The sequence below is a fragment of the Aminobacterium sp. MB27-C1 genome (assembly GCF_030908405.1).
Taxonomy (GTDB): Bacteria; Synergistota; Synergistia; order Synergistales; family Aminobacteriaceae; genus Aminobacterium.
In genome coordinates, this window is sequence record NZ_CP133089.1 from 815,246 (window position 1) to 829,308 (window position 14,063).

Consider the following 14,063-nt stretch of genomic DNA (forward strand, 5'->3'; position numbering starts at 1 on the left):
TGATAATGCGTTCATTACGAGAAAATATGCGTTGGATCCTGATGGGTTTTGTGGTTGTTTTTGTGCTGTCGATTTTTGGAATGTACGGTTTCGGCGGTCGTCGTGAGTCTTCGAAAGAAGAAGGAATACGCGACTATGCGGTGGCAGAGATTAGCGGTAAAAAAGTAATGCGTTCCGCACTAGAAGCAAACGTGCGGGATTATGTAGAAAGAAATAATATAAAAGAAATTTCGTCTAACGATCTTATGGCTATTCGTCAGGCTGTTGTAGACAACATGGCCATTCAGACAGAACTTGCCAAGGCTGTGGAGAAGAGCGGCGTAAAAGCTTCCGATCAGGAAGTTGAAGACGTTGTTAAGCAGATAAGCACGCAGTTTCCCACAAAAGAGGCGTTCCAGAAACATCTTGATGATAATGGCATAAAACTTGATGCATTGAAGGCCAGCATTCAGACACAGCTTTCTCAGCAGAAACTTATTGAGCAGTCTGCTGGTTCCATAGTTGTAACTCCTGAAGAGGTTAAAGATTTTTATGACAAGGGCAAAACCGTTTTCTTTACACGTCCTGCAGGCAAAAAAGTTGTCTTTGCCCGTTTCGCCAACAAAGAATCGGCTGAAAAGGTGTACGAAGGACTGAAGAGCGACAGCAGCAAGTGGGATGCTCTTCTTAAAGACGTAGCCTCAGAAGATGTTAAAGAGAGCGTTCCTTATGATGCTCCTATCTTCCTTGCCGAATCGAATCTGAGAGATAAAATGGAGGGAATTAAAGACCTTCCTGTCGGTGGTGTAGCTACCCCAATAGAGATAACCAGCAACGACGTTATGGTTGTTCTCAACAAAGAGAGCATGGAAAAGAGCACCCTTTCCTTCGACGAAGTGAGCAAAGATATTAAAGCTTTACTTACGAATCAGAAAAAAGAAGAAGGACAGATGAAATATATCAACAGCCTTAAAGAAGGGGCTACCATCAAAATACTTGATCCGTCTATATTCCCACAACCAGTAGAGGAAAAGGCGGCTGAAGAAGTAACAAAGCCTGCTTCTGGCGATGAAAATGCAAGCAAAACCGAGTCTCAGACCGAAACAGAGGCAGATAAAAAGAACTAAGGCGAAAAGCTGAAATAAATGAGTTTTAAAAAGCTTGACAGAACCTGGTTCCCTTAATAGAATAGACCCCGCAGTCTTGGAGAGATGGCCGAGTGGTCGAAGGCGCTCGCCTGCTAAGTGAGTGGGGCTTTACCGCCCCCGAGGGTTCGAATCCCTCTCTCTCCGCCATTAGATAACGTAGAGCCCAGATAATTTATCTGGGTTCTTTTTTTATGCTTGAACAATATGTATCTTTATTTATGGTAACATGTAGTATATGTAACATAAACATGCAAAAAGCATGAATATATGGCGAAAAATACTAGAAGAAGTTTAGAAAAAGGGCTGTAAATGATCATTTGCAGTTTCAAAGAAGATCCGGTCTTTGGGTAAAACGAGATACCGAAGCTGGACGCTTTTTAGATTTAATAGATGACAAAAATAAGTTTAAAGGTGTTTCTCGTAACGACTCAAATAATTAAAATTAGCTTATAAGGTGTGAATTCTTCTAACTAAAATGATTCTCAGTTGAAATATGTTATTTTTTTTGTATATCTACCCATTTCTTTTTTTGCATTTCTAACCACGAAAGTGAATTCTCATATTTTTGTATATCTCTTTGGCGTTTGCTTTTGCATTCTCTTTTCATATTATTTATATAATTAAAAATGTAGTTACCCAGGGTGTCATCTGCAGAATATGTAAAGGCGTAAACGATACCTTTTCTTAAATTGTTGTCAGAGTATATCTTATTTTTTAAGTCAGCTGGGATAGGTGCATATTTCAATAGTTTTTGGGGGGCTATTCCGACTTTTTGCATTTTGTCAGTTGTATTAGGGGTAAAAACGTAATTTAACCACTGTTGATTTTCGGTATATTGATATGCATCTATAAGTGCTTGCCCAATGTAAATAGATTGAGCTTTATCGGCATAAAAAGGTCCATAACCAATAGCTCCACGAACGGGGACCATATTCTCTAAAAGGCCTGTAAAAAAACAAAAGGTAGCTTTTTCAAGGTTGCAAAAACAGTGCTCATCATTATTCTCTGACCAAATCAAGAATGTATCGGAAAACCAACAATAATCTAAAATCTTCTTTTTCCTAAGGTTTTGGTTTTCTGAAGTATCTAGTTCTTTAAGAACATCATTATAAATTTCCAAAATAAACTGAGGATCTTTTTTGTGATCATTCAGTAAATTTTTAAAACCAAGTAAATCAAAATAGGCAACCCATCTTTCTGGATATTTATCTATATTAACCATGTTCATAGTAACCGATCTCCTTCTTAGATTTTATTTTGAGTTAACGATTAAAAAATTCCATCTTTATTGCTTTATATATGAATCGTAGTCTTGGAATACTAGAAATATTAACGTAATTCATAGTAATAAACAGTCAAAATTTTAGATTATTTTTGTCAATTATATTACAAGGATGTTTATTGGGCTGATAACTATAGAGGTGATGTGGAGTTATTTCAAAGAAAAGCAGAAGAATATATAGAAAATACGAAACATGGTCTTAAGCGAATTCATGAAGCAATATATAAAGTTAATGGCGTTATTGGTAAGTATAAGAATTTTGTTCAATCAACATGACAATGAGAAAATTAGCAACTATTTTAAGGAATAGCGGCAGCAAAAAACATGACGAATAAAACCTAGAAAAAAGAACAAAAAATATAAAAGAGACCTTTTAAAGGTTGCATGAATGCTCGTTCCGTGGTAATATTTCCTGCGTTCGAGATAAACGTGCCAGTAGCTCAGATGGATAGAGCGTCGGTCTACGGAACCGAAGGTCACGGGTTCGACTCCTGTCTGGCACGCCATTTGCGTATTACCGCTCTTCATGCGAAGAGCGGTTTTTTTGTTCCTTAAAACAGCCACATTAATTCTACAAACACACGTTTGACAGTTTTCTTCTCATCCCTCTATAATGTTTGCGTTCATTAAATTTCCACCTTCACGACGTTCATTCCGTACTTTTCTAGCGTCTGTACGCATGTTGATTCACCAACTTGACTATGCCATGGAGGCGATGGAATGAGTAATTATTATGCAGAAAAGCTCAATTCTATGAAATTGTTCCAAGTCTACGATACCAAGATCGACAGGGTAAAACAGTATTTTCGAGAAGAGTTGAACTTTGTTCGCCGTGATTTACATGGTTATGAACGAGTTCTGGAATTAGGGTGCGGTTACGGAAGAGTCATGAAAGAGCTTGCTCCGAATGTAGGAACCCTCGTCGGTATCGACATTTCCCCAGATTCCGTCAGATTAGGAGAAGAGTACCTGAAAGATTGCCCCAATTGCGAAATAAAGGTGATGGATGCCCACAATCTTCAGTTCGACGAGCCTTTCGATATTGTCCTTTGCCTCCAGAATGGCATTTCCGCCTTAAAGGGAAAGGAAAAAAATCTTATAGATCAGAGTCTTAAAGTTCTCGTCCCAGGAGGAAAGGCGTATTTTAGCACATACAGTGCGAAGTTCTGGAATCATAGGGTGGCTTGGTTCCAAGAGCAGGCCGATAAGGGATTGCTTGGTGAGCTTGATATGGAAAAGACGAAAAACGGCCATATTGAATGTAAAGATGGATTCGTAGCCAACACATATACGTTCGAAGATTTTCAACGTTTTGCCGAAGAGAGCGGTTGCAGATACAAAATTGAAGAAGTCGATGAATCTAGCCTTTTCCTCGTGCTTCAAAAGTAGAAGGGTTTTATAATAGCCGCTAAAGGTGGTGGTTATATGTCTTTAACTACAGGAGACGCACTCATAATTGTTGATGTGCAAAATGATTTTTGTGAAGGAGGAGCATTGGCCGTTTCTGGTGGCGACGATGTTGTTCCTGTTATAAATGCCCTCTCTCGTTACTGCGAAAATCGGCATATTCCTGTGTACTTTTCCAGAGATTGGCACCCGTCAGATCATGTGAGTTTTAAGGCGCAGGGTGGCCCGTGGCCTCCCCATTGCGTTCAGAGCGAGAGGGGAGCAGCCTTCCATCCTGATTTATATATTCCTGAAAGAGCGGTCATTGTAAGTAAAGGAACCGCACCAGATAAAGACGCCTATTCAGCCTTTGAAGGAACCGATCTGCTTCATAAGCTTCGAGAGCAGTCTATATTGAGAGTATTTGTATGTGGCCTGGCTACAGACTATTGTGTAAAGAGTACGGCTCTCGACGCTTTGAACGAAGGTTTTGAGGTCTTTGTTATTACAGATGGCATGAGAGGCGTTAACGTACAGCCAGATGATAGTCGACATGCCTTTGAAGAGCTTGAAAATAAGGGAGCTTTCCTCACTACAAGTTACGAAGTAGTGGAGTCATAAAATCGAAAGATAGCAGAAAAGACCTCACTATGGAGGTCTTTTCTGCTTGTTTCTATATCGCTGGTTTTAAGGGAAATGTGGTTTTGAACGCCACACGTGGGGACAAATTTTATTCCCGAATTTATTAAAAGCCTAATAGTCGTCCGACCTGATAAACGAGAACAGATGCGCCATAGGCGATGAGAGTAGTGTACCCGACCATGAAAAAGGTCCATTTCCAACTATTAGTTTCCCTTTTGAAAGCGGCAACAGCTGCTACACATGGTACGTAAAGCAATGTCATTACAAGAAAAGCATAGGCACTTAGCGGAGTGAAAAGGGTAGGCAAAACAGCAGCTAATCCTTCTTCGCCGCCAGCTAAGAGAGTGCCCAGTGTTCCTACAACAATTTCTTTTGCTAAAAATCCAAAGAAGAGCGCTACGCCAGCTTGCCAGAAACCAAAGCCTGCAGGAGACAAAATTGGAGCAATGACGTCACCTATTTGACCAATGATGCTTTCATGAGATCCGTATTCCACCCCAAAGGGCAGACTTCCAAGTATCCAGACAAGAACAACGGCTCCGAAGATAATGGTTCCTGCCTTTTTTAAGAAGAGACCGGCCCGTTCCCATGCGCTTATTGCAACAGCTCTAACTTGGGGCAGGTGATAGGGCGGCAATTCCATAACAAATTGAGAAGATTCACCTTTAAAGAGGGTGCTTCCCAGTATCTTCGCAGAGATGATTGCAATAACGATTCCCAACACGTAGAGCGAAAACACGACTGTTCCTGCGTGGGAACCAAAGAATGCCCCTGCTATAAGTAAGTAGACAGGAAGTCGGGCAGAGCAGCTCATAAAGGGTAATACTAAAAGAGTAATCATGCGGTCTCGAGGACGTTCCAGAACTCGGGTTGCCATAATGGAGGGGACATTACAGCCAAAACCCATTAACATCGGTATAAAACTCTTTCCGTGTAACCCTATAGCTCTCATGATTCTGTCCATAACGAAAGCTCCACGAGCCATATAGCCAGAATCTTCGAGAATAGCGATAAAGGCAAAGAGGATCAGGATGTGAGGAAAAAACACGATGACTGACCCTACGCCTCCAATAACGCCGTCTGCCACGAAACTTCCTGCAAGAGATGGTAATCCGGCATTTTGCATGAGGAAAGTTACCTTTTCTCCAAACATGGCAATAGCTCCGCCAAGATAATCCGCAATGGGATCGCCAATAGCATAGGTAAAGCGGAACATAAACCAGGTTATAAGAAGAAATATCGGCAGTCCCCATATTTTGTGAGTTACTATTCGATCTATTTTGTCCGAGAGAGAGAGCTCATTTTTAAGGGAAATGTCTCGCTCTACTATTTTCTGAGTGAGTGTGGAAATAAAGTTCCAGCGTCGTTCTATCACTGCTGTTAAAAGATCGTAGCCAAGCTCCTGTTCAAGTCGTTCGTTTTCTTCATCGAGAAGAGTGCGAATATGTTCGGCCTCACCGCATTTTTCAAGTACGGAAAGAATAACAGCATCTCCTTCAGCTAGTCGAAGGGCGGCCAGTTGCCGGCTCATTCCCGTCTCTCTCAACGCTACAGAGCTTATTGCCTTCGCTAGCTTTTCAAGTGATTGGTTAACAGTTTCTCCGTAGGGTATCATCAAGGGGGCTTCAGATTCCTTGGCGTCAACACGTTTCTTTACAGTCTTTATCAGGTCGTTAATTCCCTTTTTTTCTCTCGCCACAGTTGAAACTACAGGTACGCCGAGAGCTTCTTCAAGTTTCTTATGATCGATGCGAATACCTTTGTTCATAGCGATATCCGACATATTTAAGGCCACGACGAGAGATTGTCCGGCTTCGAGCATCTGTAAAACAAGATATAAGCTTCTTTCCAGATTTGAAGCGTCAACAACGGTGATAGTCAGCTTGGGTTTTGCCGTCATAAGGAATTCAGAGGCTACCTGTTCATCGATGGAAGCGGCTCCCAGACTGTAAATGCCAGGCAGGTCGACGAGTGTGAAATCCATCCCATCGTAGCTAAAGAACCCTTCCTTGCGTTCTACAGTGACTCCTGGCCAATTCCCTACATGCTGCTTTGATCCAGTTATTAAGTTAAAAAGACTTGTTTTCCCCGTATTGGGATTCCCCGCAAGTGCAAGCGTCGTGCTTCCCATCGTCTAATGGCACCCCCAGCAAGATCCACAATTTCCGCCACATTCACCGCAACCGGCTTTTTTCACTAAAATTGTTTCAGCTTCGTAAACACGCAGACTCAGCTCATAGCCCCGAAATGAAATGGATATAGGATCATTCAGAGGCGCTTTTCTTCGAATCATCAAGGGGGTTCCCGGAACTAACCCCATTTCGAGCACCTTCCGTTTCAGTTCGGCACTTCCTTCCACCTTAGAAACAACAGCAAGACTGCCAGCTGGCAATTCACTTAAGGGAAGTATTTCTGGTTTACTCAAATTCCCCACCTCTTTGTTTGATTAATAAAACTTAAAAAAGGAGCAAAAAAAAGGAGCATTGCTCCTAGCTTAGAAATAAATACCTAATGTCTGTTGCCCTTTACTTACACTTCTCTGACGAAAATGCGGTTTCCAACACCTTGTCCAAGGGCGAGACGAGTTTCTCCCACCTTCAATAAGAAGGGACCGCCTCCCGTACGGAGAACCGTAAATGTAGCGCCAGGCAGTAATCCCAATTCGGCCATTCTTTTTCTGAAAGACATTCCACCTGCCATGTTTTCAATACGCACCACCGCGCCTTCATGAACGAAATTAAGTGGCATCATCTCATTCATCCTCCTTCTTGCGTCGTACCCACACTGTAGCAGCTTCGCTGCGACGTAGAGCAATATTCATGCCTCGCGTTTCAAACTCTATAGGGTCTCCCAGGGGAGAAGACTTTACCATTTCTATTTCTGATCCAGGAACCAGCCCCATTTCAAGCAATCGCTTGCGGAGAGATCCTTCAGATGTAACTCTGTTGATAATACCCTTCATGCCGGGCTTGAGCGTGACAAGGGGACACGGAAGACGGGAAGGGTCATCCATTTCACTTTGCAGCTCTTTGAGCCATGTAGCACCTTCACGCTGCGCCCGGCAGAAGAAATCTGTTAAGGCCAGCAATCGGCCGTCGGTTTCGTCGTCCATTTCATGTTCCATAATGCATGCCAGATCCCATGCTTTATCTTTTCCAAAACCGAGCAGCTCGGTAAATAGAAAATAGAGATGGGTATGACGCCTATACACGCTTAAAGCACGCTCTCTTCCTGTTTCAGTAAGAGCTACGGCGCCATAAGGCTCATGGTCGAGCATGTCTGCTTCGACAAGCTTTTTCACAGCAGAAACAACAGTGCCTTTCGTTACCTTCAATCGTTCGGCAAGCTCTGTCACTGTGGCTTCATGCCCATGAATTTCAAGAGAAAAAATTACTTCAAGATAATCTTCTATTCGAGCGGAGACTATTTTGATCGCCCTCCCTGTTATTTCTAAAAAAGTTTATTCCATCAAACATTATTTGTCAAGGGAATCTTATTACTTTAGTAGTGTATCAGAAAAAGCGTCCTTTTTAGAAAATATCAACATAAAATTGTGATATTGACAATAATGTTGAATTCGGATACAGTGTCTTGTGAACGTGATAGATATAACTATCTGTCGAACCAATCGAAAGGGAGTGAACGTAGTGGTTAAGGTATTACTCGTATTAATCGCACTTGTGAATGGTCTTTATGCTTTTCGATTTGCTTCAGACTTTTTGAAGCATAGAAAAGAAGCATGGGCAGAGCCTGGAAACAATCTCTTTCTAGCTGTCTGGGGGGCAGTGGTGTTCTTTCTTTCTACTTTTGGCATTTCCGATTTTGCTCTTTCGACAATTTTGTATCGTGCAAAAAAATTCGTTAGTGATACGAAGTTGCCGGGAACCCTTAATACTCAGTGCGCTATACCTGTAGCTGTTATGGCTCTTGCATATATTTCGACAATTCGCGTTGACACAATAACTCTCGTATCGTGTATTGTCGCTCAAATGATTGGCGCCTATGTGGGGCCACGATTTGTTGTCAAACTTCCCGCTGGCACAATCAGAAAGTTTATGGGAGCTGGTCTTGTTGTAGCAGCTATGTTTATTCTTGCCGGTAAATTTAATCTTGTTCCTTCTGGTGGCGATGCCGTTGGACTTACTGGTTCCAAGTTGATAATCGCCGTTGTCCTTCTCTTCATTTATGGGGCTTTAAATAATGTAGGTATTGGTTCCTATGCTCCTACGATGGCTACTATTTACGCACTTGGAGTCAATCCTGCAGTAGCTTTCCCCATTATGATGGGAGCATGCACATTCTCAGTTCCTATGGGTGCTATGGAGTTTGTTCGCCTTGGACAGTACGGACGTAAAATTACGTTTTTCTCCAGCGTTTTCGGAATCATAGGAGTCTTGGCAGCAGTCTTTATTGTAAAAAGTCTCAATCTTTCCATGATCCAGTGGGTTGTTGCAGCAGTAGTTCTTTATTCTGGCGGAAGTATGTTGTACGAAGAATTATTTAAAGTTAAGAAACTGTGTGAAAGCGAAGCATAGGGGAGGGGTTTCGTATGTTATTGATTTCTCACGAGGATATTTTAAAAGTATTTACAATGCGTGATGCCATCGAGGCAGATAAACAGGCTTTCGTAACTCACTATAAAGGCATGAGTGATGTGCCTCTGCGAACAAATTTTTCGTTGAAAGATGGTCAGAGTCTTTTCATGTCTGCTTATGCTAAGGATATTAATGCCTGTGGGGTTAAGATTGTCTCTGTCTATCCTGAAAATAGTAAAAAAGGTTTACCGGCAGTTCCTGCAACTATGGTATTGCTTGATGGAGAGACAGGTCTTGTTTCAGCTATTATTGAAGGAACCACTCTTACCCAGATGAGAACAGGCGCTATTGCCGGTGCTGCTACAGAACTCCTTTCGAGAGAAGATTCTACTGTAGGTGCCTTGTTTGGAACAGGCGGACAGGCTGCTTCTCAATTGGAAGCTCTGTTAACAGTTCGTCCTTTAAAAGAAGTGAGGGTATTCGATATTGATATAGACCGCTCGCAGGCTTTTGTTGATGCTCAGAAGGCTTTATCCGAAAGATTCAATGCGAAGATCAGAGTTGCTAAATCTCCCGACGAAGCTGTTGAAGATGCTGATGTTATTACTGCTGTTACAACATCTAGGCACCCTGTTTTTGACGGTAAAAAGATAAAAGAAGGTGCCCATGTCAACGGTGTAGGTGCATATACGCCAGAAATGCAAGAACTCGATTCTGCTCTTATCGAGAGAGCCGATAAAATTTTTGTTGATAATAAAGAGGCTGTTTTGGCAGAAGCTGGAGATTTTATCATCCCAACGAGGGAAGGTAAATTTTCAGAAGACAGAATTCACGGAGAACTTGGTGCCCTTATAGAAAATGACGTGAAAGGGCGAGAAAGCAATAGCGAAATCACGCTCTTTAAAACTGTTGGTTTTGCAACACTTGATGTTGTAGCTGCCTATACAATTTATCAAAGGGCAAAAGAAGCCGGAGTTGGTCAAGAAATACGTTTGTAAAAAAGAAGCAGACTATGATAAGAAACGTATCGTGATAAAATGAAAGAGCGGAGAAATCCGCTCTTTTTTTGTTTAGTAGAGAGGATCGGTGTGTAATGAATAAAAAATGTCATCCCCTTTTAGTTCCATTCATTCCGCTAGTAAAAATGTTAGAACAGACTTTAGGTTCTGACTATGAAGTGGTTCTCCATGATGTATCAGAGGGTGAACACAAAATAATTGCCATAGCCCACGGGGAACTGACAGGACGAACAGCGGATTCTCCTCTTACTGACTTTGGTGAGTATCTGCTTGAAAGCAGCGACTATAATAACGTTGATTTTATTTCGAATTACCCCTCTCATGCCCCTGATGGACGTGCTATGCGTTCGAGTGTAAGTATTATTCGGGATGATAATACTAAAATAATAGGCTTTTTATGCATAAACTACGATATGACGCGGGCAAGAATGCTCAAAAGCCTTTTTGAAGAACTCACGTGTACAACAGCCTTGTCGTCGCCGAGCATTCAGTCTGAAACCTTTGTGCCTTCTTCTGAGTCTCTGCTTAAAGAAATGTTAGAAGAAACTCGGGCTCAACGTGGAGGAAGACCGTTACGATATACGACGAAGCAGGAAAAACTTGAAATTTTACAGTCTCTCGAAGAAAAGGGATTCTTTAGTCTTAAGGGCGCTGTGGAAACGCTCTGCAAAGAACTTGGGAAGAGCCGTTTTACCGTTTATGGTTATCTACGGGAGATTCGCAATAACAAATAAAAGCGGAACATTTCACCTCGTTTCGCTCTCAATACATTTACACTACAATTGGCTTTTTAAAGACTAAGGAGGAAGTTTCTTGAAAGGGCGAACATTACAAGAAGTATGGGAGCAGTGCCAAAATACATGTCCTTCCTGTGCTCATCTCTATAAACATATAGAAAATCAATATCATAGAGTTTTAGAGAATCTATTTGAACCCTTTGCTCTTTATCAGATTGTTTATGACGATGAGGGGATTCCTATAGATGCTAAATTCTTGCATGTTAATCCAGTATATGAAGAGTATTTTCGTTTCCCGAGAGAATATCTTATTGGCAAAACGTTTAAAGAGATATGGAGCGCCTCTGGAGATTGGCTAAAAAACATTCTTGATGCAGCTGTATCGAAGGAAACATGTTGCTGTGAGGGATTCAGCGAGGAGTGCTCCAGCCATATGAGGGGTATTGCCTTTCCCGTTTTGCCCGATAAGGTGGCCGTTCTTTTTTGGGATCTCTCTGATCTAAAAAAGTCGGAAAAAGCTCTTGCTTTTAGTAAAGATCGACTTCATCAATATCGTGAAGAACTAAGACAGCTTGTAATACAGCTTTCTCTTTCAGAGGCGTTAACCAGAAGAAAAATAGCTTCTGAAATTCACGATAAAATGGGCTATTCCTTTGTAAATCTCATTCAGCATTTTGAGAAGATGAAGCCGTTGCTTTCTTCAAAAGAAGCAGAAGATGAGTTGAATGCAGCTACTGTCCTTGTTGAAAATGTTCTTCACGAAATGAGAAATCTTACCTTCCAGATAAGCTCGCCAGTACTTTATGAAGTAGGATTAGGAGCAGCTTTGAAAGCATTAGGAGAGTCTATTTTTGAAAATCACAATATCCACTTTTCCTACGATGGAAAGCTTTCTGATCAGGGTATCGATGATAATGTATGTGTTCTTCTTTACCAGATGGTTAAAGAACTTTTCGTCAATGTTATAAAGCATGCAAAGGCTCAGAATGTAAGTGTATTACTTCGTAGAGGACGCGAAATGGTGCGTGTGATCGTAGAAGATGACGGCATTGGGTTTTCTCACCCATTTAGCAAGCACAGAAACGACCCCCATCATTTTGGCCTTTTCAGCATACGAGAGAGGTTGAAATATATTGGTGGGAGTATAGAAATTTATTCGGAGCCAGATAAAGGGAGCACCATATATATGACGGCTCCCATTTCTCTTCCAGAAAATACACAGTCGATATGGGACGTATAAAATGATAAATATTTTTCTTGTCGATGATCATAAAATTTTTCTTGATGGCCTCCAGGTTCTTATTTCCAATGAACCGGATATGCACGTTTTAGGAGTGGCCTATTCAGGGCCGCAAGCTCTTGAAATGTTAAAAAATATGGAGGCGCCGGATGTTATTGTTCTCGATATTGCCATGCCTGGTATGAAAGGTGTGGATTTAGCTCGAATTATTCTAAAAGAACGTCCGGCTACAAAAGTAATGGCTCTTTCAATGTATGCCAATAATTACATTATTTCTGAAATGATTAGTGTAGGGGTAAAGGGATATGTTTTAAAAGATTGCACTTCAAAAGATCTTCTTTTGGCTATTCGTGCAATTTCTTCTGGTGGAATGTTTTTCTGCGAGGAAGTCAGTAAGATAATTTCTAAGGATTACACACAGATCATGCAGCAGGGGCCTACTTCTTCAGAAGTAACTTTGACAGAGAGAGAGTTAGATGTTTTAAAGTTGCTTGTTGATGGAAAGAGTGTGAACGAAATCAGTCAAATTTTACACATAAGTAAAAATACAGTTAACTCTCATCGTACCAATATTATGGTGAAGTTGAATTGTGAAACGATAGTTGATCTCATTCGATACTCGATACGCAAGGGGTTTTTCGAATTCGACAAGTAAAAGCTATCCGATTTTTCATCTAGCATTTTCTGCTACTCCATAAATCGCATTTTTTGCTATCTATAAAACGTTGTTACTGCGATGTTAATACGATAACAAACCTCCTATTCTTATAAGCAAGTTTTGGAAACAGAATAGGAGGGACGTACTCTAATGCTGGAATTAGTCAGTAATATCTATGAAGTACGCAGTATTGCTTTTGGAGATAGTACCTTTTATAAAGAAGGGGTATTGTCAATTAACCGTGCAGAAGTCGAAGCTCTCATTCGAGAAGACGAAAATGTGGGAGAAATTACTCTTTCTTTGACCAAACCCGGAGATTCTGCACGAATAGTTCATGTTTGGGACGTTATTGAACCTAGAACAAAAGTAGATGGCCCGGGTGCGATATTCCCTGGTTGGCTCGATGCCCCCATTAGTTATGCCGAAGGAACAATGAACAGGATGCCTGGCGCTGCAGTCGTTACATGTACAGAGTATTCCCCTGATAGTGATGCTTATACAGTCCAATGTGAAAGTATCATCGATATGAGTGGTCCTGCCGCAGAAATTTGCCCATATTCTCAGACTAATAATTTAGTTATGGAAATATTACCTCGCGATAAGATGTCAATCCCTGAGCACAACAAAATGGTTACCAAGGCAGGTTTAAAGATTGCCAAATATCTTGCAGATGTCACAATTGGCCAGGTTCCTTCAAAAACCGAAACGTATGCCCTCGGTAAAAAAAATCCTAACCTACCTAATGTGGCTCTGTTACTTGTCGTTTCAGGTTCGACTGCTGCCCTTGATACGTATATCAACGGATTCAGCTGTGTTGGAATAATGCCCACCCTTATTCATCCCAATGAAATTTTGCAGGGGTCTCTTGTTGCAAGTACTGCCCTTGTCGCTTCAATTAAAAACTTTACATACGATTATCAGAATAATGCTCTTATTAATGAACTCTTCAAAGATAACGGAGTTAAACACAACTTCGTAGGTGTTGTTGTTGAGCGAGGCTATGCCTATGAATACGACGATAAAGTTCGCTTAAGTTCCCATGCAGCAAACCTTATACGCCACCTTGAAGCCGATGGAGTCATTATTACCAGTGAAGGTGGTGGCAATATATTGTTGGAAACCATGCTTGCATGTCGTGAGTGTGAGGAGAGAGGCATTAAAACAGCTATTGTTATGTCAGAGTTCTGTGGCCATCAAGGAACTGGTTCTCCCTTCGTAGACTCGGTTCCCGAAGCTGATTTGATCGTAAGCACGGGAAACACGGAAGAGCTTATGGAATTCCCCGAAATGGAAGTTGCATATGGCGGAAAAACATGGATAGCTACTGATGTCCCCAGTAATAAAGCAATTAAACGTAGTATTTACGACACTGTAGCAAGCGCTAACTCCATGTTGGGACATGCCAAACTCAAGGCCTACGACTATTAGTTTAAAAAC

General features: G+C 41.4%; 14 protein-coding genes and 2 tRNA genes. 11 read left to right on the forward strand and 5 right to left on the reverse strand.

The window, feature by feature from the left end; translation table 11 throughout:
* Positions 1-5 precede the first annotated feature (5 nt).
* Both RBH88_RS03920 and RBH88_RS03925 read left to right on the forward strand, forming a co-directional pair.
* Positions 6-1,106: a SurA N-terminal domain-containing protein gene (locus RBH88_RS03920; RefSeq protein ID WP_307880071.1), complete on the forward strand. Its 1,101-nt coding sequence runs from the start codon at positions 6-8 to the stop codon at positions 1,104-1,106.
* A gap of 78 nt (positions 1,107-1,184) precedes the next feature.
* Positions 1,185-1,274, forward strand: a tRNA-Ser gene (locus RBH88_RS03925).
* Positions 1,275-1,623: 349 nt separating this feature from the next.
* On the opposite strand, the gene RBH88_RS03930 is transcribed toward RBH88_RS03925, so the two are convergent.
* Positions 1,624-2,355 carry a hypothetical protein gene (locus RBH88_RS03930; protein WP_307879963.1) on the reverse strand — a complete coding sequence of 244 codons (732 nt, stop codon included), beginning with the start codon at positions 2,353-2,355 and terminating at the stop codon, positions 1,624-1,626.
* 483 nt (positions 2,356-2,838) lie between these two features.
* Between RBH88_RS03930 and RBH88_RS03935 the strand changes: the two genes are divergently transcribed.
* The 3 genes from RBH88_RS03935 to pncA all read left to right on the forward strand — a co-directional run bounded on the left by RBH88_RS03935 (position 2,839) and on the right by pncA (position 4,416).
* A tRNA-Arg gene (locus tag RBH88_RS03935) sits at positions 2,839-2,915 on the forward strand.
* Between the two features lie 214 nt (positions 2,916-3,129).
* The gene (locus RBH88_RS03940) at positions 3,130-3,798 is read left to right on the forward strand and encodes a class I SAM-dependent methyltransferase (RefSeq protein WP_307879964.1); all 669 of its coding nucleotides are present in this window, start codon (positions 3,130-3,132) and stop codon (positions 3,796-3,798) included.
* 36 nt (positions 3,799-3,834) lie between these two features.
* Positions 3,835-4,416 carry a bifunctional nicotinamidase/pyrazinamidase gene (gene pncA / locus RBH88_RS03945; protein WP_213701182.1) on the forward strand — a complete coding sequence of 194 codons (582 nt, stop codon included), beginning with the start codon at positions 3,835-3,837 and terminating at the stop codon, positions 4,414-4,416.
* A 124-nt stretch (positions 4,417-4,540) separates the two neighbouring features.
* Here pncA and feoB read toward each other — a convergent pair whose 3' ends face one another.
* From feoB to RBH88_RS03965, 4 genes are all read right to left on the reverse strand, one after another.
* A complete protein-coding gene (gene feoB, locus RBH88_RS03950; RefSeq protein WP_307879965.1) occupies positions 4,541-6,568 on the reverse strand; it encodes a ferrous iron transport protein B in 2,028 nt (675 codons plus the stop codon).
* 3 nt (positions 6,569-6,571) lie between these two features.
* Positions 6,572-6,862 carry a FeoA family protein gene (locus RBH88_RS03955; RefSeq protein ID WP_213690509.1) on the reverse strand — a complete coding sequence of 97 codons (291 nt, stop codon included), beginning with the start codon at positions 6,860-6,862 and terminating at the stop codon, positions 6,572-6,574.
* Positions 6,863-6,966: 104 nt separating this feature from the next.
* Complete coding sequence (locus RBH88_RS03960; RefSeq protein WP_213690510.1) at positions 6,967-7,188, reverse strand: FeoA family protein; 222 nt, start codon at positions 7,186-7,188, stop codon at positions 6,967-6,969.
* Between the two features lies 1 nt (position 7,189).
* Positions 7,190-7,885 carry a DtxR family transcriptional regulator gene (locus RBH88_RS03965; protein ID WP_307880072.1) on the reverse strand — a complete coding sequence of 232 codons (696 nt, stop codon included), beginning with the start codon at positions 7,883-7,885 and terminating at the stop codon, positions 7,190-7,192.
* Positions 7,886-8,084: 199 nt separating this feature from the next.
* On the opposite strand from RBH88_RS03965, the gene RBH88_RS03970 reads away from it, so the two are divergent.
* The 6 genes from RBH88_RS03970 (at position 8,085) to RBH88_RS03995 (ending at position 14,054) form a co-directional block, all read left to right on the forward strand.
* The gene (locus tag RBH88_RS03970; RefSeq protein WP_307879966.1) at positions 8,085-8,972 is read left to right on the forward strand and encodes a sulfite exporter TauE/SafE family protein; all 888 of its coding nucleotides are present in this window, start codon (positions 8,085-8,087) and stop codon (positions 8,970-8,972) included.
* Positions 8,973-8,986: 14 nt separating this feature from the next.
* The gene (locus tag RBH88_RS03975; protein ID WP_307879967.1) at positions 8,987-9,970 is read left to right on the forward strand and encodes an ornithine cyclodeaminase family protein; all 984 of its coding nucleotides are present in this window, start codon (positions 8,987-8,989) and stop codon (positions 9,968-9,970) included.
* A 95-nt stretch (positions 9,971-10,065) separates the two neighbouring features.
* Positions 10,066-10,725: a transcriptional regulator gene (locus RBH88_RS03980; protein WP_213690513.1), complete on the forward strand. Its 660-nt coding sequence runs from the start codon at positions 10,066-10,068 to the stop codon at positions 10,723-10,725.
* A 79-nt stretch (positions 10,726-10,804) separates the two neighbouring features.
* Entirely contained in the window at positions 10,805-11,968 is a 1,164-nt protein-coding gene (locus RBH88_RS03985; protein ID WP_213695159.1) for an ATP-binding protein, read from the forward strand.
* A 1-nt stretch (position 11,969) separates the two neighbouring features.
* Positions 11,970-12,623, forward strand: a complete 654-nt coding sequence (locus RBH88_RS03990; protein ID WP_307879969.1) for a response regulator transcription factor — start codon at positions 11,970-11,972, stop codon at positions 12,621-12,623.
* A gap of 153 nt (positions 12,624-12,776) precedes the next feature.
* The gene (locus RBH88_RS03995) at positions 12,777-14,054 is read left to right on the forward strand and encodes a glycine/sarcosine/betaine reductase component B subunit (protein WP_307879970.1); all 1,278 of its coding nucleotides are present in this window, start codon (positions 12,777-12,779) and stop codon (positions 14,052-14,054) included.
* Positions 14,055-14,063 lie beyond the last annotated feature (9 nt).